At 67.3% G+C, this 22199-nt stretch carries 18 protein-coding genes and 2 pseudogenes; 12 read left to right on the top strand and 8 right to left on the bottom strand.

What is annotated here, in order from left to right; genetic code table 11:
* Nucleotides 1-208 precede the first annotated feature (208 nt).
* The 3 genes and pseudogenes from RN02_RS12840 to RN02_RS12830 all read right to left on the bottom strand — a co-directional run.
* Entirely contained in the window at nucleotides 209-499 is a 291-nt protein-coding gene (locus RN02_RS12840; protein ID WP_009620344.1) for a LasR-specific antiactivator QslA, read from the bottom strand.
* A gap of 377 nt (nucleotides 500-876) precedes the next feature.
* Nucleotides 877-1344 (bottom strand): GNAT family N-acetyltransferase, encoded by a 468-nt coding sequence (locus tag RN02_RS12835; RefSeq protein ID WP_043314853.1) that lies wholly within the window; start codon nucleotides 1342-1344, stop codon nucleotides 877-879.
* 98 nt (nucleotides 1345-1442) lie between these two features.
* Nucleotides 1443-1757, bottom strand: a pseudogene (locus RN02_RS12830) (O-methyltransferase); the annotation flags it as partial.
* 593 nt (nucleotides 1758-2350) lie between these two features.
* Between RN02_RS12830 and RN02_RS32315 the strand changes: the two are divergent.
* A pseudogene (locus RN02_RS32315) lies at nucleotides 2351-2533 on the top strand (colicin E3/pyocin S6 family cytotoxin); the annotation flags it as partial.
* On the top strand, nucleotides 2530-2760 hold the full coding sequence (locus tag RN02_RS12820) for a DUF7683 domain-containing protein (protein WP_043314850.1): 231 nt from the start codon (nucleotides 2530-2532) through the stop codon (nucleotides 2758-2760). The pseudogene RN02_RS32315 and the gene RN02_RS12820, both read left to right, overlap by 4 nt.
* A gap of 163 nt (nucleotides 2761-2923) precedes the next feature.
* Here the strand turns inward: RN02_RS12820 and RN02_RS12815 are convergent, their stop codons facing one another.
* Together RN02_RS12815 and RN02_RS12810 are read right to left on the bottom strand one after the other, a co-directional pair.
* Nucleotides 2924-4417: an aldehyde dehydrogenase family protein gene (locus RN02_RS12815; RefSeq protein WP_043314849.1), complete on the bottom strand. Its 1494-nt coding sequence runs from the start codon at nucleotides 4415-4417 to the stop codon at nucleotides 2924-2926.
* Nucleotides 4418-4626: 209 nt separating this feature from the next.
* Nucleotides 4627-6303 carry an MFS transporter gene (locus RN02_RS12810; RefSeq protein WP_043314848.1) on the bottom strand — a complete coding sequence of 559 codons (1677 nt, stop codon included), beginning with the start codon at nucleotides 6301-6303 and terminating at the stop codon, nucleotides 4627-4629.
* A 377-nt stretch (nucleotides 6304-6680) separates the two neighbouring features.
* On the opposite strand from RN02_RS12810, the gene ccsA reads away from it, so the two are divergent.
* The 5 genes from ccsA (at nucleotide 6681) to peaD (ending at nucleotide 13612) form a co-directional block, all read left to right on the top strand.
* Nucleotides 6681-8861 (top strand): cytochrome c biogenesis protein CcsA, encoded by a 2181-nt coding sequence (gene ccsA / locus RN02_RS12805; protein ID WP_082033790.1) that lies wholly within the window; start codon nucleotides 6681-6683, stop codon nucleotides 8859-8861.
* Nucleotides 8862-9111: 250 nt separating this feature from the next.
* Nucleotides 9112-10629, top strand: coding sequence for a quinohemoprotein amine dehydrogenase subunit alpha (gene peaA / locus RN02_RS12800; RefSeq protein ID WP_442965425.1), 1518 nt, complete (start codon nucleotides 9112-9114; stop codon nucleotides 10627-10629).
* 76 nt (nucleotides 10630-10705) lie between these two features.
* Nucleotides 10706-12136, top strand: a complete 1431-nt coding sequence (gene peaB, locus RN02_RS12795) for a quinohemoprotein amine dehydrogenase maturation protein (RefSeq protein ID WP_043314846.1) — start codon at nucleotides 10706-10708, stop codon at nucleotides 12134-12136.
* A gap of 1 nt (nucleotide 12137) precedes the next feature.
* The gene (gene qhpC, locus RN02_RS12790; RefSeq protein WP_009620363.1) at nucleotides 12138-12461 is read left to right on the top strand and encodes a quinohemoprotein amine dehydrogenase subunit gamma; all 324 of its coding nucleotides are present in this window, start codon (nucleotides 12138-12140) and stop codon (nucleotides 12459-12461) included.
* Nucleotides 12462-12490: 29 nt separating this feature from the next.
* Entirely contained in the window at nucleotides 12491-13612 is a 1122-nt protein-coding gene (peaD, locus tag RN02_RS12785) for a quinohemoprotein amine dehydrogenase subunit beta (protein WP_043272641.1), read from the top strand.
* A 45-nt stretch (nucleotides 13613-13657) separates the two neighbouring features.
* Here peaD and RN02_RS33950 read toward each other — a convergent pair whose 3' ends face one another.
* Nucleotides 13658-13819: a PSPA7_2676 family Cys-rich small protein gene (locus tag RN02_RS33950; protein WP_009620367.1), complete on the bottom strand. Its 162-nt coding sequence runs from the start codon at nucleotides 13817-13819 to the stop codon at nucleotides 13658-13660.
* A gap of 304 nt (nucleotides 13820-14123) precedes the next feature.
* On the opposite strand from RN02_RS33950, the gene RN02_RS12780 reads away from it, so the two are divergent.
* Nucleotides 14124-14918 (top strand): SDR family NAD(P)-dependent oxidoreductase, encoded by a 795-nt coding sequence (locus RN02_RS12780; RefSeq protein WP_043314845.1) that lies wholly within the window; start codon nucleotides 14124-14126, stop codon nucleotides 14916-14918.
* A gap of 342 nt (nucleotides 14919-15260) precedes the next feature.
* Here the strand turns inward: RN02_RS12780 and RN02_RS12775 are convergent, their stop codons facing one another.
* The gene (locus tag RN02_RS12775; RefSeq protein WP_043314844.1) at nucleotides 15261-15827 is read right to left on the bottom strand and encodes a TetR/AcrR family transcriptional regulator; all 567 of its coding nucleotides are present in this window, start codon (nucleotides 15825-15827) and stop codon (nucleotides 15261-15263) included.
* A gap of 73 nt (nucleotides 15828-15900) precedes the next feature.
* Nucleotides 15901-16818: a LysR family transcriptional regulator gene (locus RN02_RS12770; RefSeq protein ID WP_009620382.1), complete on the bottom strand. Its 918-nt coding sequence runs from the start codon at nucleotides 16816-16818 to the stop codon at nucleotides 15901-15903.
* Nucleotides 16819-17111: 293 nt separating this feature from the next.
* Here RN02_RS12770 and RN02_RS12765 point away from each other — a divergent pair, with 293 nt between their 5' ends.
* The 4 genes from RN02_RS12765 to RN02_RS12750 all read left to right on the top strand — a co-directional run bounded on the left by RN02_RS12765 (nucleotide 17112) and on the right by RN02_RS12750 (nucleotide 21909).
* Nucleotides 17112-18131 (top strand): zinc-dependent alcohol dehydrogenase family protein, encoded by a 1020-nt coding sequence (locus RN02_RS12765; RefSeq protein WP_043314843.1) that lies wholly within the window; start codon nucleotides 17112-17114, stop codon nucleotides 18129-18131.
* A gap of 563 nt (nucleotides 18132-18694) precedes the next feature.
* Nucleotides 18695-19153 (top strand): (2Fe-2S)-binding protein, encoded by a 459-nt coding sequence (locus RN02_RS12760; protein ID WP_043272645.1) that lies wholly within the window; start codon nucleotides 18695-18697, stop codon nucleotides 19151-19153.
* Between the two features lie 11 nt (nucleotides 19154-19164).
* Nucleotides 19165-21423, top strand: a complete 2259-nt coding sequence (locus tag RN02_RS12755) for a xanthine dehydrogenase family protein molybdopterin-binding subunit (RefSeq protein ID WP_043314842.1) — start codon at nucleotides 19165-19167, stop codon at nucleotides 21421-21423.
* A 150-nt stretch (nucleotides 21424-21573) separates the two neighbouring features.
* Complete coding sequence (locus tag RN02_RS12750) at nucleotides 21574-21909, top strand: ribonuclease E inhibitor RraB (protein ID WP_009620390.1); 336 nt, start codon at nucleotides 21574-21576, stop codon at nucleotides 21907-21909.
* Nucleotides 21910-22199: the final 290 nt, after the last annotated feature.

Raw genomic sequence — 22199 nt, 5'->3', positions numbered from 1 at the left:
GGGAGAGGGAATCGTTGGGCAGACGTTGGTGCTCTGGAGTCAGCCGGCTAGCACAGAGATTGTCGGCTAAAGCCAGGCCTCTTCTCTGCACGGACGGCCCCCTCTCCCGCTTGCGGGAGAGGGTTGGGGAGAGGGCGCTCTTGAGGCCAGCACCAAAAGTCCCCGGCAACTCCTGTTCGCGAGCAAGCTCGCTCCTACGAAAAGCGCCTTACTCCGGCATTCGCCCCAGCCGCTGCTGCAGACGCGTCAGGAAGCCGATCTCGAAGGCCATTCGCCGCCAGTTGTCCATGTGCTCTATGCGCCCATGGACGAGGCGCGTCCACAGGTAGCCGTCGGCTTCGCCGGCCAGCCAGCTTTCGGCCAGGAGAATGCCTTGGTCGGCGGCTGGCTGCGTGGGAATCGGCCAGGTCAGCGTCAGGCCGGGCTGGCCGTCGGCGGCGGGGATTTCGACGGGATGGGTGTTGCTGGGGAGGACGATCAGGTTGTTGGAATTGGTCATGCTTGGCACTCCGGTGTGATGAGGAGAGCTGCCTCCAATGCTGTCAACCAATGGAGGCAGACCGCGCGGGGTTGACAGACCGGACACCGGAGCCGGCAGACCCGAGGGTCTCCCCGCGCGATCTGCCATGACGCTTGCGGAATTCTCCGCAGACACAGAGGGGCCTGCAAAAGCGTTCGCTGCTTTCGCATGCACCTCAAGGCGCAATCGCGCCGGTGTTCAGGCTGTCAAACCCGGTCGCGGATGAGCCGCGACCGGCGCAGCTTAGGAACCGGCCGGTAGCGCAACAAGGGCAGAAACACGCTGCAGGAGAGTATCGGATATTTCCCGCAACGGGCACCGATGCGGAAGAAGGGAGACGGCGTAGGAAGAAAGAACTACAGCCCCTGGCCCGCAATGGCCTTGCGCATGAACACCCGGGCAAACCCGTTCTCCGTGGCCCGGTGCGTTTCGCGGTAGCCCAGCTTCGTGTAAAGGGCGATGTTCTCGGTCATCAGCTGGTTGGTGTACAGCTCGATGGCCTGGAAGCCCTGGGCCCGCGCACGTTCCTCGCAGAACGCCAGCAACGCCTTGCCGATGCCCTGGCCCTTGAACGCCGGCGCCACCGCGATGTTCTCCAGCAGCAATGCCGGCCCCTGGGGGCGCAGCACCAGCACGCCGGCGACTTCGCCATTGCGGGTGCACACGAACGCATCGGCTTCGGCGATCACCTGCCGGTAGTCGTCGAGCATGGGCGCGGGCTTGCGGCCCATGCGCGGGATATAGGGGCTGTAGGCCTCGTCCACCAGCCGGGCGATGGCGGGTGCGTCGTCGGGAAGGGCCTTGCGGATTTCTGCTGCGTCCATTGTCTGTGCCTGGTCATGGCTGGCGGATAGGGCACTCTAGCGGATTCGCCGTTCCCCGGCTTCCCGCCGGCCATGGGCCAGCGGGGCGCAGCGGTCGCTCAGCCAAGCCGCAGGCTCAGCTCGACGTCTTCGGCGAAGGGCACCGACAGGTAGCCGTTGCCGATATCGCGTACCCGCGCCAGGTACGCCGGGCTGTGGTCGGCGTTGTCGGCGACGATCAGCGCGCCGGGCCGCAGGCGGCTTTCCACCAGGGCGAGGATTTCCGGGTAGAGCGCCTTGGCGCCGTCGAGCAGCAGCAGGTCGATGCGCTGCGGCAGGTCGCGCGCCAGTGTCTGCAGGGCGTCGCCCTCGCGGATCTCCACCAGGTCGGCCAGACCGGCGGCGTTCAGGTTGGCCTGGGCGCGCAGCGCTTCACCTCTGAAGGCTATTGGCTGAGGGTGCTCAGACCCGCTGGTCGTTGTGCTTGGCCCGCAGCAGGAGCGGAAGCAGCCCGACTAGCTGGACATCGAACCGGCAGGCGCCTAGGACGTGGATTCATGCCTGTTCTGACAGATAACAGCTCAAAAAACATGTATAGGGTGTCGGTAGTTTCCGAAGCAGTTCCTGTCTTCTAAAACGGCGCTCTCGCCGCTCTCATACTCCGGCCGCACTGATGCTTCCGGTCTGGAGAGCCCATGCGCCTCATCCCCAATACCGCCCCCGACGCGCAGTGTGCGGAGGACCCGTATTTTGCCCAGGGGTTGGTCAGCAATGCGTTGACCCAGGGGCGGCATATGTTGAAGGGGCTGGAAGCGCTCCAACGTACGTCCCATATCGTGCGCGACGCCGACATCGTCGAAGCGGTACGCCGTGGCGAATGGCTGCTGGTGGCGGATGAGGTGGCTTCGTCCAGCGCCAGCGGCCTGTTGCCGGGGAGTGAGTCCTCGCCGCCGCGAGCCTATATCTTCGAAGACCGCTGGCCGCTACCCAAGGTGCGCGAGGACCTGGTATTCGCCAAGTCCTGCCGCTTTCAGGTGGCGGCGGCAAGAGAAAGCGCTGGAAGGATGACGAGGGCTATATCTATGAGTGGGATTCTGCTCATGGCGCGGTTGAAAAATATGACAGGAGGGGAAGGCATCTGGGAGAGTTCAACCCTGTTACCGGCGAAAAGAACAAAGATGCTGATCCAGTGCGGAGAGTAGAGCCATGAGGTACTTCCTGGAGGCTTTCGATAATGAAACCGAGTTTCTGCTGTTCAAGATTGAAGTCTCGGAGTCTTATGCAGGCGACCTGGCGAAGATAATGGGTTGGACAGAGGTTCAACACGGAGTCGAAGGGTACGATCTCACTGAGCAGCAGTTGCTCGCCATTGAAGGGATTGTAGGAAGAACCCTGCGCGATCCTGGGTATACCTTTCAGTTGACTTGCAATGGGTGAGGCTGCTCGGAGTTCATGAGGACGCGGTGTATCGGCGTATAACCGCGAATGGTTATACGCCCTACGCGCCGCGGGCAAAAAAATCCCCCGACCACTCGCGCAGCCGGGGGATGAAAACGCCGGCGCAGGGGGTAACGCGCCGGACGCGGTAGGACCTTTTGCCTTACAGCCTGATCAGTACCGATTTCACCTCGGTGTAGTGCTCGATGGCGGCGGCGCCCATTTCGCGGCCCAGGCCGGACATCTTGTAGCCGCCGAAGGGCAGGGCCGGGTCCAGGGCGCTGTGGCAGTTGACCCAGACCGAGCCGGATTTGATCTTCGGGATCATCCGGTGCACCGCGCCCAGGTCGTTGGACCAGATGCTGGCGCCCAGGCCGTAGGGGCTATCGTTGGCCAGGCGGATGGCTTCGTCGAGGTCGTCGAAGGGCATGGCCACCAGCACCGGGCCGAAGATTTCTTCCTGCACCAGCGGGTTCTTCTGGTCCACGTCGACGATCACCGTCGGTTTCACGAAGTAGCCGGGGCCGAACTGTTCGCCGCCGCAGGCGATGGTGGCGCCTTTCTCGCGGCCCAGTTCGATGTAGTTGTGCACGCGCTGCTGCTGGCGGGCGGAGATCAGCGGGCCCATGTCCACGCTCGGGTCCAGGCCGTTGCCCAGCTTCATGCCGTTGGCGATGCCGGCGATGTCGGCCACCACGTTGTCGAAGTGCTTGCGCTGCACGTACAGCCGCGAGCCGGCGCAGCACACCTGGCCCTGGTTGAAGAAGATGGCCTGGGCGGCGCCGGCGGCGGCGCTGTTCAGGTCGGCGTCGGCGAGGACGATGGTCGGCGACTTGCCGCCCAGTTCCAGGGTCACGCGGGTCATGTTGTCCATGGCCGCCTTGCCGATTTCCTTGCCCACGGCGGTGGAGCCGGTGAAGGTCAGCTTGTCCACCTGCGGGTGGTGGGTGAGGGCGGCGCCGGCGTTGACGCCGGTGCCGGTGACCACGTTGAACACGCCCACCGGGTAGCCGGCCTCCAGGGCCAGCTCGGCCAGCTTCAGGGCGCTGAGCGGGGTTTCGTCGGCCGGCTTGAGCACCACGCTGCAGCCGGTGGCCAGCGCCGGGCCGAGCTTCCAGCAGGCCAGCAGCAGGGGGAAGTTCCAGGCGACGATGGCGCCGACCACGCCGACGGCCTCGCGGCGGATGAAGCCGTGGAAGTCGTCGTTGGGCATCAGCGGCATGGACACCTCGACGCTGGAGCCTTCGATCTTGGTGGCCCAGCCGGCCATGTAGCGCAGGAAGTCGATGCCCAGCTGCACGTCCATCACGCGCGCCACGGCGGCGCTCTTGCCGTTGTTCAGGCATTCCAGCTCGGCCAGCAGGTCGGCGTCGCGTTCCATCAGGTCGGCGAGCTTCCACAGCAGGTTCTGCCGCTCGCGCGGACGCATGCGGCTCCAGGGCGAATCGTCGAAGGCCTGGCGGGCGGCGCGCACGGCGCGGTCGACGTCGGCGGCGCTGGCGGAGGGCACCTGGCAGAGCACTTCGCCGGTGGCCGGATTGCGCAGGTCCATGAGGGCGCCATCGGCGGCACCGGTCCAATCGGCACCGATGAGCATCTTCGGCGCGCGCTGCAGGAAGGCGCGGGATTCGGGCTTGATGGGCAGGGAAGCGAGCATTGCGGTTGCCTCTTGTTGAGTTGTCCAGGCGGCTATCGCAACCGCTATGCCAAGCCGGTCAATTTAATTCAACCTATTGAATCAAAACGATTTAATCGAAAAAGAGCCGAGCAATTCCGCGCCCCGCTGTCGCAGCTTGCGACAGCCCTGAGACAGCCTCCAACGAAACAGCCCGCGCAGGGCGGGCTGTTTCGCGAGGCGGGCGCGGCTCAGGCGTGGTGGATTTCGCGGTCCTTGGTTTCCGGGAGGAAGAAGGTGCCGAGGATGGCCGTCATCACCGCGATGACGATGGGGTACCAGAGGCCGTAGTAGATGTCGCCAGTGGCCGCCACCATGGCGAAGGCCACGGTGGGCAGGAAGCCGCCGAACCAGCCGTTGCCGATGTGGTAGGGCAGCGACATGGAGGTGTAGCGGATGCGCGCTGGGAACAGCTCCACCAGCCAGGCGGCGATGGGGCCGTAGACCATGGTCACGTAGATCACCAGCACGGTCAGCAGCAACAGCACCGCCAGGTGGTTGGTCTTGGCCGGGTCGGCCTTCTCGGGGTAGCCGGCGTCCTTGAGCGCGGCGCTCATCTGCGCGGTGAAGGCTTCGGACTGCGCCTTGAAGTCCGTCGCGGGCAGGCTGCCGCCCTCGAAGCTGGCGATGACCTTGTCGCCGATGTGCACCTGGGCCACGGCGCCGGTTTCGGCCTTGACGTTCTCGTAGGGGATGGCCTTCTTCGCCAGCAGGCTCTTGGCCTGGTCGCAGGAGCTGGTGAATCTGGCCTTGCCCACCGGGTCGAACTGGAAGGCGCAGGCGGACGGGTCGGCGACCACGGTGACCGGGTTCTTCTCCTGGGCGGCGAACACCTCGGGGTTACCGAACTCGGTCAGGCCCTTGAAGATCGGGAAGTAGGTCAGGGCCGCGAGGATGCAGCCGGCCATGACGATCTTCTTGCGCCCGATGCGGTCGGACAGGCTGCCGAAGAACACGAAGAAGGGCGTGCCCAGCAGCAGGGAACCGGCGATCAGCAGGTTGGCGGTCTGCGCGTCTATCTTCAGCGTCTGCAGCAGGAAGAACAGCGCATAGAACTGCCCGGTGTACCAGACCACGGCCTGGCCGGCGGTGCCGCCGAGCAGCGCCATGATCACCACCTTGAGGTTGTCCCAGCGGGCGAAGGATTCGGTCAGCGGCGCCTTGGAGGCCTTGCCTTCTTCCTTCATGCGCTTGAACACCGGCGACTCGGAGAGTTGCAGGCGGATGTACACCGAGATGGCCAGCAGCAGGATGGAGAGCAGGAAGGGGATCCGCCAGCCCCAGTCCTCGAAGGCCTCGTTACCCAGGCCGGTGCGGCAGGCCATGATCACCAGCAGCGAGAGGAACAGGCCGAGGGTGGCGGTGGTCTGGATCCACGAGGTGAAGAAGCCGCGCTTGCCCTTGGGCGCGTGCTCGGCCACGTAGGTCGCCGCGCCGCCGTACTCGCCGCCCAGCGCCAGGCCCTGCAGCAGGCGCAGGCTGATGAGGATGATCGGCGCCGCCACGCCTATGCTGGCGTAGCTGGGCAGCATGCCCACCACGGCGGTGGAGATGCCCATGATGACGATGGTGATGAGGAAGGTGTACTTGCGCCCGACCAAATCGCCCAGGCGACCGAACACGATGGCGCCGAAGGGGCGCACCGCGAAGCCGGCGGCGAAGGCGAGCAGGGCGAAGATGAAGGCGGTGGTCTCGTTGACCCCGGCGAAGAAGTGCTTGGCGATGATCGCCGCGAGCGAGCCGTAGAGGTAGAAGTCGTACCACTCGAAGACGGTGCCGAGGGAGGAGGCGAAGATGACCTTGCGCTCCTCCCGGGTGATGCCGTTGTGGGGTGTGTTGCCCGCGGTCGGGCTGTAGGTCTGCGCCATGTTCTTCTCCGTCTTGTTCTTGTGATGGGCCGGAGTCCTTAACCACCGTTGCCGCACTCGGGCCATGGGGTTGATGCAGCGGAACACGGATAGTCGAAGCGAGACTGCAGACAGGCTTCAGGCTGGCCCGGCAAGGCGTGCGGGCCATCTAGAAGCATAAACGCCATCTTCCAGATATCCAGCCGCGGCGGATCGGCTAGAACTAAGGGAGCTGTCTCAGGCTGCAATGCCTGTCGCGAATTGCAACGCCGCGCCGCCCCCGGCTTTGCGCCAAGCAACTGTCGCGCAAGGTGTTTTCGGCGCTGGCACACAATATGTAGAGGCCCGGATGCGCAATCCCGCGGACACAAGCGGGAGACATTCCAAGGAGGCCCGATTTGAAGAGGACGTTCACTCCGTTGCCCGTGTTGCCCGGGTTTGGCGCCCTGGTCGCCACCTGCCTGCTGCTCTGGTTCCTGCCGTTGCTGGGCAATGCCTGGCTGTGGATCGCCGCCGTGCTCATCGTCCTCGGCGTCGCGCGGCCGCAGTGGCGTTCTATGGCCTGGCCGCTGGCCCTGGGGGCGCTGTGCGGCGCCTGCCTGGCGCTGGCCCTGCACCTGCTGGCCGACCATTTCCAGCTGCGCTACGCCTGGCTCTACAGCAGCGCCGGGCTGCCCGGCTACCTGAAGATGGCCAACCTCTGGGGCGGCGACGAGGGCACCGTGCTGCTGCTGGCGACCTTCTGCACGGGCATCGCTGCCGGCCAGGCGCGCCAGGCCGGCTGGGCCGGGCGCGGCATGGCGCTGGTGGCCGGCTGGTACGTGGCCACCGCGGCCTGGCTCGGGCCCTTTTCCGCGACGCCGGCGGACTGGCTGGCGGCGCAGCCCAGCCAGGGCATGAACGCCCACCTGCAGACCTTCTGGATGGCCTTCCACGCGCCCCTGGTGCTGGCCGCCTACGCCTGGGCCCTGGCGCCGGCCGGGGCGGCGCTGGATGCCCTGGGTGGCGGCGGCGAGGCCTACGCCGCCGTGGCCCTGCGCTACGGCCGGCGCGCCTGGCTGGTGCTCAGCGCCGGCATCGGCGCGGGCATGGCCTGGGCCATGGAGGACTTCACCTTCGGCCAGCTGTGGCACTGGGACCCGGTGCAGACCTCGGCCTTCGTGGTCTGGGCGCTGCTCGGCGCGGTGCTGCACGGCGCGCGGCGCTGGCGCCCGGACGGGGGAAACCGGCGCCTGCTGCCGCTGCTCAGCCTGCTGGCGGCGGCCATGGCCTGCGGCGCCCTGGCGGTGACGCGCAGCACGGTGCTGGCCAGCTCGCACCGCTACATAGGCACCACCTCCTGGCTGGCCCACCTGGGCCTGGCCGCGGCCCTGCTGGTGCTGGCCGGCTGGGCGACGCTACGGGCGCGGCGCACGGCGGGGCGCAAGACGCGCTCGGACTGGACCATGGACCTGGCCATCTACCTGTTCGCCGGCAGCGCGCTATTGGCCCTGGGCGCGCTGTTGCAGGCGCACCTCTATGAATGGCTGGGGCTGGAGCGGCCGAGCGACCTCAAGCCGTTCTTCGAGACGCTCACCGCCTGGGCCACCACCGACGAGATGAACGGCCTGCGCCGCGCCTTCGACCAGTGGGACGTGGACGGCTACGGCCTGGTGCGCTGGCTGCTGCCGCTCTTGGGGCTGCTCGGCCTGGTCGGCGGCTACAGCTTCCTGCGCCGTAGCGGCTGGCCGAAGCTGGCGCTGCTGGCGAGCCTGGCGATGGCCGTGGCCATGCTGCTGGTGGGTTGGCACGGCGGCTGGCTGAGCGCCGGCTACAGCGGCCAGGGCATGCTTTCGCAGAACATCGTGGTGGTGCTGCCCTGGCTGGATGCGGCGCTGCTGGGCGGGGCCTTCCTGCTGGCGTCCTGCGCCTTCTGGTGCGCGCTCGCCCTGTGGCGCAGCCGGCGCCTGGGCAACCTGCGCTACAGCGGCGGGGTGGCGCTGATCCACGGCGGCGCGGTGGTCGCCCTGGTCGGCGGGCTGGCGGCCACGGCGCTGAACACCTACCTGCAAGTGACCATTCCGCCCGGAGCCTCTTTCGAGCAGTGGCAGGCGCTGGCCAACGGCATGCAGTTGCGGGTGCTGCCCGACAGCACCCGGGCGGACCGCGCCGGCTACCACTCGGTGGCGCGGGTGGAGCTGCGCGAGGGCGGCCGCCAGCTGGAGGGCCATGCGCTGTTCCAGGACAGCCGCGGCAACCCGCCGGCCTACCAGGGCCCGGTGCGCCAGCTGTGCGAGATCCTCGACTACCACTACGCGCGCTTCGCCTCGGACCGCGGCTACGTGCTGCACCCCTTCATCATCCGCGGCTGGCTGGGCGACCTGCAGGTGTGGGTGCCGGCCTCGCCGCGGCTGATGGGGCAGAAGGGCGAGGCCATCGAGAGCCTGGTGGTGATCCGCAGCTACCCGCTGCTGTCCTTTGTCTGGCTGGGGCTGGCCTGCATGCTGCTCGGCGCCTTGCTGCTGCCCGGCGCGGGCGTATCGCGCAAGCGCGTCCATACTGCATCCCAGGCGCGCCTCGATGGCCTGTCTCAGAGTTAGACAGCAATCGCGAAATTAGACGCGCCAACTTGTCGCAGGGTGAGCCGGAATACCGTCGAAAGCCTGATTCGACGGGGCTTCCAGGGTAGTGGCACACAACCTGCTAAACAGCTGGAGAGCTAGACGGAACCAGCTGTTCGCCCAGCGGTGGGCACAGAACAATTTCAACAAGAAACACCGAGGAGGCCTGATCTTGAAGATGACACGACTTCGGCACTACCTGGGCGCCGGAGCCCTGGCCACGCTGGCCATGGCGCTACAGCAACCGGCCCATGCCGCCGATGGCCAGACCATCATCAACGCCAAGTGCATGGCGTGCCACACCCCTGAGGGCAACAATTCCCTGAGCCGCATCAGCCACCAGCGCAAGACGCCGGAGGGCTGGCTGATGAGCATCGCGCGGATGCAGGTGATGTACGGCCTGAAGATCAGCGATGAGGATCGCCGCGCGGTGGTCAAGTTTCTCGCCGACAAGCAGGGCCTGGCGCCCAGCGAGACCGACGGCGTGCGCTACGCCCTGGAGCGCCGGTTGAACACCGTCGAGCACTTCGATAGCAACTTCGAGCAGATGTGCGCCCGCTGCCACTCGGCCGCGCGCATCGCCCTGCAGCGCCGCCCGGCGGCGGAGTGGGAGAAGCTGGTGAACTTCCATCTGGGCCGCTGGCCGTCGCTGGAGTACCAGGCGCTGTCCCGCGACCGCGACTGGTTCGACCTGGCGAAGAAGGAGATGGTCCCCGAGCTGGCCAAGCGCTACCCGCTGGACAGCAAGGCCTGGAGCGACTGGCAGAAGAACCGGCCCAAGGCCGAGTCCCTGGCCGGCGAGTGGAGCTTCGCCGGGCACATGCCGGGCAAGGGCGACGTGGCCGGCACCATGAGCGTTTCCGGCGGCGCGGACGACCAGTTCAAGGTCAGCGTCAAGGGCCGGTACGCCGACGGAACGCCGTTCGACGGCGAGGGCAGCGCGGTGCTGTACAACGGCTACGAGTGGCGCGGCAACGTGAAGGTCGGCGACGTGACCCTGCGCCAGGTGTTCGCTGCGCTCAAGGGCCAGATGCAGGGCCGCATGTTCGACAAGGCCCATGACGAGCGCGGCCTGGACTTCGTCGCCGCGCAGAAGGGCACCAGCCACGTGCTGGGCGTGCAGCCGGCGTTCCTCAAGGCCGGCAGCGAGGCCGAGGTGAGCGTCATCGGCAGCGGCCTGAAGGGCAAGCCGTCGTTCGGCAAGGGCGTGGAGGTGGTCTCCGTGGTGTCGGAAACCCCCGAGCGTGTGACCGTGAAGGTCAAGGCCGCCGCCTCGGCCGCCGCCGGCGAGCGTGAAGTCAGTGTCGGCAGCGCCAAGGGCGGCAGCCTGGCGGTCTACCAGGACATAGCCGAAGTCAAGGTGGTGCCGGAGTTCTCGGTCTCGCGCATCGGCGGCAACGGCGGTTCCACGCCCAAGGTGCAGGGCAGCTTCGACGCCGAGGCCTGGGGCAAGGGCGCCGACGGCAAGCCGTTCCGCATCGGCGTGTTCCCGGCCAAGTGGTCGGTGGAGCCCTTCGACGACCGCGCCAAGGAAGACCAGGACGTCAAGTTCGCAGGTGTGATGGACGCCGATACCGGCATCTTCACCCCGGGCGACGCCGGCCCCAACCCCGAGCGCAAGATGATGACCAACAACGCCGGCAACCTGAAGGTGATCGCCGCCGTGGACGACGCCGGCAAGACGCACCAGGGCGAAGGCCACATGATCGTCACCGTGCAGCGCTGGAACAACCCGCCCATTCCGTGATCCGGGGTGGGATGAACTGAACGCATGAACCCCCGCCCGCGGGCGGGGCGTACCAAGCAAGTTCCGGGAGGTCGCCATGGGCGCCATCTTGAATCTGGTCGAACGCAACCTGCACGAAGTGCGGGTGGACGCCGACCGCCTGTTGTTCCACATCCCCAGCTCCTCGCTGTTCGCCAGCGACGAGCTGACCGGCGGGATCATCGATGCCCTGCGCGGGCACGCCTGCTCGCCGGACGAGCTGACGCAGCGCCTGGCCGGGCGCTTCGAGGCCAACGAGATCGACGAGACCCTGCGCGAGCTGATCGCGCTGGAGCTGGTCAGCGACGGCTCGCCGCTGACGCCGGAAATCGGCATCAAGAAAGTCGACCGCACCGCGCTCAACACCGTGGTGCTGAACGTCAACACCGGCTGCAACCTCAGCTGCACCTACTGCTACAAGGAAGACCTGGACAAGCCCTCGGCCGGCAAGAAGATGGGCGCGGAAACCGCCGAAGCCTCGGTGGAGATGCTGCTCAAGGAATCGCCCGACGAGAAGCGCTACACCGTGGTGTTCTTCGGCGGCGAGCCGCTGTCCAACCGGCCGCTGATCGAGCACATGGTGGCCTACTGCGAGCGCCGCTTCGGCGAGCTGGGCAAGCAGGTGGAGTTCGTCATGACCACCAACGCCACGCTGCTCACCGAGGAGATCGTCGACTGGCTCAACGCCCACCGCTTCGGGCTTTCCGTCAGCATCGACGGGCCCAAGACGGTGCACGACCGCAACCGCATCACCGTGGGCGGGCAGGGCACCTACGACGTAGTGCGGCGCAAGGCCGACATGCTGCTGTCGCGCTACACCAGCCGCCCGGTGGGCGCGCGGGTGACCCTGACCACCGGCGTCACCGACGTCGAGACCATCTGGAACCACCTGTTCAACGAGATGGGCTTCGCCGAAGTCGGCTTCGCCCCGGTGACCTCCGGCGACATCAGCAGCTACAACCTCACCACCGACGAGCTGCAGCAGGTGTTCGCCAACATGAAGGCCCTGGGCCGCCGCTACCTGGCGGAGGCGCTGGAGGGGCGCAACATCGGCTTCTCCAACCTGCACCAGCTGATCACCGACATCCACGAGGGGCAGAAGAAGGCCCTGCCGTGCGGCGCCGGGCTGAAGATGCTGGCGGTGGACCACAAGGGCGAGCTGAACCTGTGCCACCGCTTCACCGGCTCGTCGCTGCCGACCTTCGGCAACGTGCATAACGGGGTGAAGCAGGCCGAGCTGAACGAGTTCCTCTCCCAGCGCCTGGACCGCACCGACACCGGCTGCGCCAGCTGCCGCATCCGCAACCTGTGTTCCGGCGGCTGCTACCACGAGAGCTACGCGCGCTACGGCGACCCGGCGCACCCCACCTACCACTACTGCGAACTGATGAGGGACTGGGTGGACTTCGGCATCGAGGTCTACAGCCGGATCATGGCTTCGAACCCCAGCTTCATCGACCGCCACATCACTCCGCGGAAGGCGCACTGACATGAAACATCTCAAAGCGATCAACAACAAGGCGCAGCAGCTGGAGCAGGCCGCCGCCGAGGACCGCATCGAGGACGTGGTGGCGATGAACTCGGTCGCCGGCTGCGCCTCCACCACCGACCCGGGCTGGGAGATCGACGTGTTCGGCGGGGTTTCCTCGCTGTGCCAGCCGATGGAGGCCGACCTCTACGGCTGCTCCGACCCCTGCTGGTGGCCGGCCCAGGTGCCGGACATGATGAGCACCTACCCCGACTGGAACAAGGACGCGCAGGCCTCCGCGGAGAACTGGCGCAACCTCGGCACCGTATTCCCGGACGACAAATGAGCGGACAGAAGAACAAGAGGAAGCACTGCATGTCCAGAAAAGCATTCGCCGCCGTCCTCGGTGGCCTCTCGCTGGCCTGCGCGCTGCACGCCGCAGCCGCCGCCAACGAGGACAAGGCCCTGGAAAGTGGCCACGAGTACCTGGTGTCCACCAACTACCCGAACAACCTGCACGTCATCGACATGCAGACCGACAAGCTCTACAAGACCTGCACCATTCCCGGCGCCTATGGCCCGGGCATGATCCAGCTGTCGCCCGACCGCAAGATCGCCTACGTGCTGAGCAATCACTACGCGGACATCTACGGCCTGCAACTGGACGACTGCAAGCCGGTGTTCCACGCCACCATCGCGCAGAAGCCGGGTGAGAACGCGCGCTCGATGTTCTCCATGACCGTCAGCCACGACGGCAAGGAGGTCTATGCCATCGCCAACCCGACGCTGATCCTCGCCGAGCACTACGAGGTGCAGCAGCCGCGCCTGCAGGTCTACGCCGCCGACGGCGGCATGGACGCCAAGCCGATCCGCACCTTCCCGGCGCCGCGCCAGTTGACCATCATGCAGACCGGCGACGACGGCACCCTGTACGTGGCCGGCCCGGACATCTACAAGGTGGACGTGAAGACCGGCAAGTTCGACGTGCTGATCCCCAGCCGCAACTGGAAGCGCCCGAACTACTCGCCGCCGGACGTGCTCTACGTGTGGAACCAGCAGACCTACCCGCGCGATTTCTCGCTGCTGTACACCACCGCTAAGTTCAAGGACGCCAAGCAGGACCCGGCCACCGCCGACTACCTGTACGGCTTCTTCAACATCGACCTGGCCACCGGCAAGACCGAGACCGTGGACTTCGGCCCGGTCACCGAGGTGTACTTCAGCGGCATCCGCTCGCCGAAGGACCGCAACGTGATCTACGGCGTGCTCAACCGCCTGGTCAAGTACGACATCAAGGCGCAGAAGGTGGAGAAGGCGGCCAACCTCGACCACTCCTACTACTGCCTGAGCGCCAACAAGGCCGGCACCAAGCTGTACCTGACCGGCACCCTGAACGACGTGGCGATCTTCGACGCCGACAGCCTGGAGCGCATCGGCGACCTGAAGCTGCCCGGCGGCGACATGGCGATCACCACCAGCCAGGCCTTCATCCGCTGAAAACGCCGGGCGCCGCCTGCTGGCGGCGCCCGGTCGGGCTTTTTTTCAGGCGCCGGGGTCGACGACTTCCGGCTCCGCTTCCTCCGCGCTCAGGTAGCGTTGTGCGCCGCAATGGCTGCAGCGCTGATGAAGCATCAGCACCTCGCCCACGCGGGTGGGCACGCCCTCGCTCCAGCGGCAGCCCAGGAAAAAGCAACGTAATCGCATGAGACCTCCCGTCGGGAATGGCTCCCGAGCGCAGAACAGGCAGCGTGGGTTCGGATCGTCCCGGCTTGTTCTTGTCTGGCGACGGTCGCGGCCAGCATCCGCCCGGTGCTCTAGAATGGGCAATCTAATCGCCGCAGGGCCCGCGGGACGGGGCTGCGCGGCCTTGTCGCTCCAACTGGCGTCACCTTTTCGGTCGATTGACCCGCCGGGGCATATCCCTAGCATCCGGGGTGGCGGCGGTTCCGCACCCGGTGCGGACGCCAGGTTTCGAACGATGGGGGCCACGAGGGCCCGGGGTGAAGCAATGAGCAAGAACAAGAACGGCCGCGCGCTGGTGACCGGCGCCTCCGCCGGCATAGGCGCGGCCTACGCCCAGCGCTTGGCGTCGCGGGGCCACGACCTGCTGCTGGTGGCCCGCGACCGCGAGCGCCTGATGGCCCTGGCCGCCTGCCTGCAGGCCGAGTACGGGGTGGACGTCGACATCCTGCCGGCGGACCTGACCGAGCCGAAGGAGCGTGCCCGGGTGGAAGCCCGCCTGGCCTCGGACGCCGACATCGACATGCTGGTGAACAATGCCGGGATGGCGGTCAAGGGCAGCATGGTGGAGGCGGGGCTGGACCAGTTGGAACAGATGATCACCCTCAACGTGCTGGCCTCGGCGCGCCTGGCCGGCTGCGCGGCCAAGGCCTTCGCCGCGAAGGGGCGGGGCACCATCGTCAACCTCACCTCGATCCTGGCCCTGGCGCCGGAGCAGTTCAACGGCGTGTACAGCGGCACCAAGGCCTTCCTGCTCAACCTGAGCATCTCCATGCAGCAGGAACTGGCGCCCCTGGGCGTGCGCGTGCAGGCGGTGCTGCCGGGCGCGACCCGCACGGAAATCTGGGACCGCTCGGGCACCGACGTGCCGGAAGACATCCTCATGGAAGTCGGCCACATGGTCGACGCCGCCCTGGCCGGCCTGGCCCAGGGCGAGGTCATCACCATCCCGGCCTTGCCCGACATGCAGGACTTCGAAGCCTACACCCGCGCCCGGCAGAACCTGGCGCCGCTGCTCTCCGGGCGCCTGCCGGCGGAGCGGTATGGGGTGCAGGTGGATTGAGCCGGGGCATTCCGGAGCGCGCGGCTTTTCGTAGGAGCGAGCTTGCTCGCGAACGGTGTTTTGCCTGGCGTTGCGGGTGCCGGAGCTGAGAGCGCCCTCTCCCTAACCCTCTCCCTGAAGGGAGAGGGGACCGTTGGGCAGAGCCGGATGTTCTGGAGTTAGCCGGCAACACAGAAGGTTTCCAGCTGAAACCATTCCTTCTCTCGGCACGGCCTAGCTCCCTCTCCCTTCAGGGAGAGGGTTGGGGAGAGGGAGCGGAGTCAAACCGAGGCGCCGACGCTGCCAGCGAATTCCCCTGTAGGAGCGCGCCCTGCGCGCGAAAATCGCGGGCGGGGCCCGCTCCTACAGTTCACCCGCAACATCGCGCTTGAGATAGCGCTTGGTGCTTTCCAGAATGCGCCCGGACAACGCTGGATCGGCCACGCTGCGCGACAGCAGCAGTGCACCGACCAGCGTCGCCAGGGTCGCCACCGCCTGGTCCGGATCATGGCCCTCGGGCAGAACCTTCTCCAGGCGCTCCAGGCGCTGGACAAGGGCCTGGTCGGTAGTCGGGCTGGGCTTGCCGCGGGCGCCCAGCTCGGCGCTCAGGGTGGGGAAGGGGCAGCCGCGCTCGGGGTGGTCGCGGTGCTGCTCGGAGAGGTAGTCGTCGATGAAGTTCGCCAGCGCGTCCGGCCCGCCGAAGGTCCTGCCGGCCACTTCGGCGAGCTGCTCGGAGGCCGCCTGCAGGGCGATTTCCACCAGCTCTTCCTTGGACTTGAAGTGCGCGTAGAAGCCGCCATGGGTCAGTCCCAGGGCCTTCATCAGCGTCTGCAGGCCGGTGGCTTCCACGCCCTCGCTGCGGAAACGCCGCGAGGCCTCGTCGATGATGCGCTGGCGCGTATGGGCCTTGTGGTCTTCGGAGTAGCGCATGGGCGTGTTCCCGGGCTGAATGACATGTCGGTCGTCATTCTAACCCCCAGGACCGATCCTGCGTCGTAGGACTTCAGACCAGGCTGTCGGGATCGCCGACGAACATGCTGATGCGCGAGCGCAGCCAGCGTTCGGCCGGGTCGTTGTCCTGGGCGCCGCGCCAGACCAGCGACAGCTCCGCCGGGCGCGGGGTGAAGGGCGGGTCCTCGGCGCGCAGGCCGCCGGCGGCGGTCAGCGCCAGGGCCGCGTAGTCCGGCACGGTGGCGATCAGGTCGGTGCCGGCGAGCAGCGCCCCCAGGCCGTTGAACTGCGGCACCGCCAGCACCACCTGGCGCTTGCGCTCGAGGGTCGCCAGCTGTTCGTCGACGAAGCCTTCCAGGTCGCCGGCGTAGGACACCATGGCGTGGGGCCGGGTGCAGTAGTCGTCCAGGCTCAGCGGGCCGGGCACCGAGTCGGCGCGCAGCACCTTCCATTTGCTGCGGCGCAGGGTCTTGCGCTTGGCATTGGCCGGCAGCTCGTCGGTGTAGCTGACGCCCGCGGAAATCTCGCCGGAGGCCAGCAGCTGCGGCATCAGCAGGTAGTTGGCGCGGCGCACCACCAGGACGATGCCCGGCGCCTCGGAGCGCAGGCGGCGCAGCAGCGCCGGCAGCAGGCCGAACTCGACGTCGTCGGAAAGGCCGATGCGGAACACCGACTTGCTGGTGGCCGGGTCGAAGTCGGCGGCGCGGCTCAGGGCGGTGGAGATGGAGTCCAGCGCCGGCGACAGGTGGCCGAAGATCTCCTGGGCCCGCGCGGTGGGCTCCATGCTGCGGCCGGTGCGGACGAACAGCGGGTCGTCGAACAGGTTGCGCAGGCGCGCCAGGGCCGCGCTGATCGCCGGCTGGCCGAGGAACAGCTTCTCGGCGGCGCGGGTCACGCTGCGCTCGTGCATCAGCGTTTCGAAGACGATCAACAGGTTGAGGTCAACCTTGCGGAGGTCGTTGCGGTTCATGGGGGCTCCCTGACGATGGGGGAAAAGTGAAGCGCGGCGCGTCTGGCGTCAAGGTCTGACGGATAAGTCCTTGATCATTTTCCGCATTCTTCCTTAGCAAGACGCTTCATTGCCGTTATCCTTCCCTACTGCGCAGCCGCATTTTTCGGGCGTTGCCTGGCGCCCCGGCCTGCGCGATCGATATGCCTGCGGAATCATCGGCATTTATGTCGACTATCGATAGCGGTGGGTAGCAAGCACAAGAAAGCCCGGATAGAGTCCGTGGCTATAAAGCATCAAAGGCGAGGTATGTGATGTCCCGCATGATCCGATTCCACCAGTTCGGTGATGCCTCGGTACTCAAACTCGAGGAAGTCCCGACCCCACGGCCGGGGCCGGATGAAGTCCTGATCCGCACCCAGGCGCTGGGCGTGAGCTGGCGCGACGTGCTCTGGCGGCAGAACCTGGCGCCCGACCAGGCCCAGCTGCCCGCCGGGATCGGCTACGAACTGGCCGGCGTGGTCGAGGCGGTGGGCGCGAACGTCACCGATCTTGCGCCCGGCATGGTCGTGGCCAGCTTCCCGGCCGACTCGCCGAACCAGTACCCGGCCTGGGGCGATTACGTGGTGATGCCGCGCACCTCGCTGACGCGCTACCCGGACAACCTGAGCCCCGTCGAGGCCGCGGTGCACTACACCGGCCTGCTGTACGCCTACTTCGCCCTGGTCGAGCTGGCCGGGCTGCAGCCGGGCCAGCACGTGCTGATCACCGAGGCCGGGCACTGCCTGGCGCCGCAGTCGATCCAGCTGGCCAAGGCCCTGGGCGCCAAGGTCATCGCCACCACCAGCCACGAGAACACCCGCGACTTCATCCGCAGCCTGGGCGCCGACAAGGTGATCTACACCGAGGAGCAGGACCTGGTGCTGGAAGTCGAGCGCTTCACCGACGGCAAGGGCGTGGAAGTGGTCCTGGACCAGTGCGCCGGCCCGCAGATGAAGCTGCTGGGCGACGTCGCCGCGCCGCGCGGCAAGCTGATCCTCTACGGCATCAACGGCGGCAACGACGCCACCTTCCCGGCCTGCGCAGCCTTCAAGAAGCACCTGCAGTTCTACCGCCACTGCGTGCTGGACTTTACCGGCCAGCCGGAAATCGGCCTGACGCGCAACGACGAGGCGGTGCAGCGGGCGTTGCAGGCGATCAACCAGATGACCGCCGACCAGTTGCTCAAGCCGAGCATCGACAAGGTCTTCGACTTCGCCAAGTTCCGCGAGGCCAGCAACTACATGGAAAGCTGCCCCGGCGGCGGCCGGGTGGTGATGAAGGTCGCCGACTGACCTGCCTGCCCGCGCGATGCCAGAAGCCACTCCCCGGAGTGGCTTCGGTGTTTCTGCGTCCCCGTTTTTCGTAGGAAGGAATACCGTGCCTTCCGGAAACCTGTAGGAGCAACTGTCTTGCGCCGAGGTGCTCTTCGTAGGATGGGTTGAGCTTGCGAAACCCATGCGGTTGCGGTGGGTGATGGGTATCGCTTCGCTCAACGCCATCCTACGAAAAACCGTGCTTCCTGGAACCGTAGCGGGCCCTGCCCGCGATTTCGCGCGCAGGGCGCGCTCCTACAAGGGGCACGGCGCGAGGCAACCCGTAAGCGGATCTCATCCGCGAATCGCGCCGGGATGTCCGGCTATCGCGGACAAGGTCCGCTCCTGCAAGGAATGGCGTGGGTGGGCCGCATCCACCGCAGGATCGGGCAAGCCTGCGCAGGACCGGGCAAGCCACTGGGCGGGGTTTTCCCGTATCGTCGCGGCATTCGGCCAGGGAAGCGCCTAGGCTGAATCCATTCCCCACGGAGCGGCCTTGGCTCCGGACTTCCACATCACCCGAACAAAGAGGTGAGCGCCTGATGATCAAGCTGAAACTCAACGGCAAGGACCACGAATTCGACGCGCCCGGGGAAATGCCCCTGCTCTGGGCGCTGCGCGACGTCGCCTTGCTCACCGGCACCAAGTATGGCTGCGGCATGGCCCTGTGCGGGGCCTGCACCGTGCACGTCGACGGCCAGCCCACGCGCTCCTGCGTGACACCCCTGGCGGCGGTGGCCGGCAAGCAGGTCACCACCATCGAGGCGGTGGCCGAGCAGGCCGCCGGCAAGGCGGTGCAGGAGGCCTGGCGCAAGCTGGACGTGGTGCAGTGCGGCTACTGCCAGTCCGGCCAGATCATGTCCGCCACGGCGCTGCTGGCCGGCAACAAGAGCCCCAGCGACGCCGACATAGATGCGGCCATGAGCGGCAACATCTGCCGCTGCGCCACCTACGTACGCATCCGCGCGGCCATCCACGAAGCCGCGCAGAACCTGGCCTGAGGAGGCGCGACATGGCAGACCTGCAGCAACGGGCCGGCGTCGAGCCGGAAGACGCCGGCGACGGCATCCTCAACGTCAGCCGCCGGCATTTCCTGCGCGGCGCCGGCGGCCTGGCTCTGGGCATCTACTTCGCGCCGCTGCTGGGCCGCTTCGGCGACCCGCAGGCCGCCGCGGCCAAGGCCTTCGAGCCCAACGCCTTCGTGCGCATCGCCCCCGACGGCACGGTGACGGTGATCGCCAAGCACGTGGAAATGGGGCAGGGCAGCTACACCGGCCTGGCCACCCTGCTGGCCGAGGAACTGGACGCCGACTGGAGCAAGGTCCGCGTCGAAGGCGCCCCGGCCGATGCCAAGCGCTATGCCAACCTGGCCTTCGGCACCCTGCAGGGCACCGGCGGCAGCAGCGCCATGGCCAACTCCTTCGAGCAGATGCGCAAGGCCGGGGCCACGGCCCGGGCCATGCTGGTGGCCGCGGCGGCGCAGCAGTGGAAGGTGCCGGCCGAGCAGATCGAGGTGCACGACGGCGTGGTCGAGCACAAGGCTTCCGGGCACAAGGCCGGGTTCGGCCAACTGGCCGAGGCGGCGGCCAAACAGCCGGTGCCGGCGGAGGTGAAGCTCAAGGCGCCGGAGGACTTCAAGCTGATCGGCCAGGTGAAGCTGCCGCGCAAGGACAGCCAGGACAAGACCGACGGCCAGGCGCGCTTCACCCAGGACGTGCACCTGCCGGACATGCTGGTGGCCGTGGTGGCGCACCCGCCGCGCTTCGGCGGGGTGCCGGCGAAAGTGGACGACAGCAAGGCCAAGGCCGTGCCCGGCGTGGTGGCGGTGGTGCAGTTCCCGGGCAGCGACTCGCGCTTCGCCGGCGTCGCCGTGCTGGCGAAGAACACCTGGGCCGCGCGCCAGGGGCGTGACGCCCTGCAGGTGGAATGGGACGAGAGCAACGCCTTCCGCATGGGCAGCGCCGAAATCTTCGCCAGGTACCAGGAACTGGCGGCCAAGCCCGGCGTGGTGGCGCGCAACGAGGGCGACATCGCCAAGGCGCTGGACAAGCCGGCCAAGCTGATCGAGGCGCAGTACCAGTTCCCATTCCTGGCCCATGCCTCCATGGAGCCGCTGAACTGCGTGGTCAGGCTCTCCGACGGCGCTTGCGAGATCTGGAACGGCGAGCAGTGGCAGACCGGCGACCAGATGGCGGTCGGGCAGTTGCTGGGCATCGCCCCGGAGAAGGTTTCGATCACCCAGTTGTACGCCGGCGGCAGCTTCGGCCGCCGCGCCAACCCGCATTCGGACTATGTGCTGGAGGCCGTCTCGATCGCCAAGGCGGCCCGCGAGCACGGCCACAAGGGGCCGGTGAAGATGGTCTGGACCCGCGAGGACGACACCCGCGGCGGCTACTACCGCCCGGCCTTCCTGCACAGCGCGCGCCTGGCGCTGGACGGCCAGGGCAATCTGGTGGGCTGGGAGCAGCATCTGGTGGGACAGTCGTTCATCGTCGGCACGCCCTTCGAGAAGGTGATGGTCAAGGACGGCATCGACCAGGTGGCGGTGGAGGGCGCGGCGGACCTGCCCTATGCGGTGCCCAACCTGCGCGTGGAGCAGACCCTGGTGCCGGAGATCAAGGTGCCGACGCAGTGGTGGCGCTCGGTGGGCCACACCCACACGGCCTATTCCACCGAAACGCTGATCGACGAAGCCGCGGTGGCCGCCGGCAAGGACCCCTACGAATTCCGCCGCGCCCTGCTGGAAAAACACCCGCGGCACCTGGGCGTGCTCGACCTGGTGGCCGACAAGGCCGGCTGGAAGCAGCCGCTGAAGGCCGGCGGGGAAGGCGAGAAGCGCGGCCGCGGGATCGCCGTGCACGAGTCCTTCGGCAGCTTCGTGGCGCAGGTGGTGGAAGTCACGGTGAAGGCCGACAAGAGCTTCCGCATCGACCGCGTGGTCTGCGCCGTGGACTGCGGCCTGGCGATCAACCCGGACGTGATCCGCGCGCAGATGGAAGGCGGCATCGGCTACGGCCTGGCCATGGCCCTGCACAGCGCCATCACCCTCAAGGAGGGCGTGGTCGAGCAGTCCAACTTCCACGACTTCCAGGTGTTGCGGATCAACGAGATGCCTGCGGTGGAGGTGCACATAGTGCCGTCCAGCGAGGCGCCCACCGGCGTCGGCGAGCCCGGCGTGCCGCCGGCGGCGCCGGCCCTGGCCAACGCCCTGGCGGCGGCCACCGGCAAGCGCATCCGCAACCTGCCGATCGGCAACCAGCTGCAGGCCTGAGGCCGGTGGTGAGGGCGGCCCGTTGCCTCGTGCAGCGGGCCGTTGCCTTTTCCGCGGCCAGCACCCGATATTTCCGGCGCGGCCGCGCCAAGGCAGGTATCCTTGTCGGCAGGCGTCCGCCCGGATGCCCCTTTCTACTGGAGCTGTGACATGACCCGCGACAAGCAACTCTTCCCCGACGACGAGATCGGTGACGCCCTGTGGGCCCTGCAGGAAGATGGCGAGGACCTTTCGTTCGAGCGTGAGGTGGAATTCGCCGTGATCTTCCCGGAAGAGCAGGCGGCGCTGGATTTCGCCATCCTCCTGCTGCAGAACGGCCAGAAGGTGGCCTATTCCGAATACGACGGCGACCCGGCCAACCCCTGGCAGGTCCTGGCCTACCCGGTGATGGAGCCGACCCACGAGAGCATCAGCGGCTACGAGGAACTGCTGGCCGAGCATTCCGAACCGCTGGGCGGCAAGACCGACGGCTGGTCGGCGCTCTGAGGCGGGATGTGGTGGAAAAAGCCGGGGCAGGTCCCCGGCTTTTTTGTGGGCGCGGGTTCATATCCGCGATTGGGCATCACCTGTAGGAGCGGGCCCTGCCCGCGATTCGCGCGCAGGGCGCGCTCCTACAATGGGAATGGCACGGGTGGGGCGGCGTAGGAGCGGATCTCATCCGTGAATCGCGCCGGGACGTCCGGCTATCGCGGACAAGGTCCGCTTGTATGGCGTTAGGGTAGGAACCTGTCGGGGGTGGAGGGACAAGACCCGCTTCTGCAAGCCAGACGGTAGGA

The sequence above is a fragment of the Pseudomonas sp. PI1 genome (assembly GCF_000812405.1).
In the GTDB taxonomy this organism is placed as follows: Bacteria; Pseudomonadota; Gammaproteobacteria; order Pseudomonadales; family Pseudomonadaceae; genus Pseudomonas; species Pseudomonas citronellolis.
Note: the sequence above shows the minus strand (reverse complement) of the source record. Positions and strands in the feature narration are given on the sequence as shown.

Coding starts and splice junctions, on each gene's coding strand:
- RN02_RS12780 (WP_043314845.1), top strand. CDS start 14,124: ATGAGCAAGAACAAGAACGGCCGCGCGCTGGTGACCGGCGCCTCCGCC.
- peaA (WP_442965425.1), top strand. CDS start 9,112: ATGGCGCTACAGCAACCGGCCCATGCCGCCGATGGCCAGACCATCATC.
- peaB (WP_043314846.1), top strand. CDS start 10,706: ATGGGCGCCATCTTGAATCTGGTCGAACGCAACCTGCACGAAGTGCGG.
- qhpC (WP_009620363.1), top strand. CDS start 12,138: ATGAAACATCTCAAAGCGATCAACAACAAGGCGCAGCAGCTGGAGCAG.
- RN02_RS12815 (WP_043314849.1), bottom strand. CDS start 4,417: ATGCTCGCTTCCCTGCCCATCAAGCCCGAATCCCGCGCCTTCCTGCAG.
- RN02_RS12770 (WP_009620382.1), bottom strand. CDS start 16,818: ATGAACCGCAACGACCTCCGCAAGGTTGACCTCAACCTGTTGATCGTC.
- peaD (WP_043272641.1), top strand. CDS start 12,491: ATGTCCAGAAAAGCATTCGCCGCCGTCCTCGGTGGCCTCTCGCTGGCC.
- RN02_RS12765 (WP_043314843.1), top strand. CDS start 17,112: ATGTCCCGCATGATCCGATTCCACCAGTTCGGTGATGCCTCGGTACTC.
- RN02_RS12820 (WP_043314850.1), top strand. CDS start 2,530: ATGAGGTACTTCCTGGAGGCTTTCGATAATGAAACCGAGTTTCTGCTG.
- RN02_RS33950 (WP_009620367.1), bottom strand. CDS start 13,819: ATGCGATTACGTTGCTTTTTCCTGGGCTGCCGCTGGAGCGAGGGCGTG.
- RN02_RS12755 (WP_043314842.1), top strand. CDS start 19,165: ATGGCAGACCTGCAGCAACGGGCCGGCGTCGAGCCGGAAGACGCCGGC.
- RN02_RS12775 (WP_043314844.1), bottom strand. CDS start 15,827: ATGCGCTACTCCGAAGACCACAAGGCCCATACGCGCCAGCGCATCATC.
- RN02_RS12750 (WP_009620390.1), top strand. CDS start 21,574: ATGACCCGCGACAAGCAACTCTTCCCCGACGACGAGATCGGTGACGCC.
- RN02_RS12810 (WP_043314848.1), bottom strand. CDS start 6,303: ATGGCGCAGACCTACAGCCCGACCGCGGGCAACACACCCCACAACGGC.
- RN02_RS12760 (WP_043272645.1), top strand. CDS start 18,695: ATGATCAAGCTGAAACTCAACGGCAAGGACCACGAATTCGACGCGCCC.
- RN02_RS12835 (WP_043314853.1), bottom strand. CDS start 1,344: ATGGACGCAGCAGAAATCCGCAAGGCCCTTCCCGACGACGCACCCGCC.
- RN02_RS12840 (WP_009620344.1), bottom strand. CDS start 499: ATGACCAATTCCAACAACCTGATCGTCCTCCCCAGCAACACCCATCCC.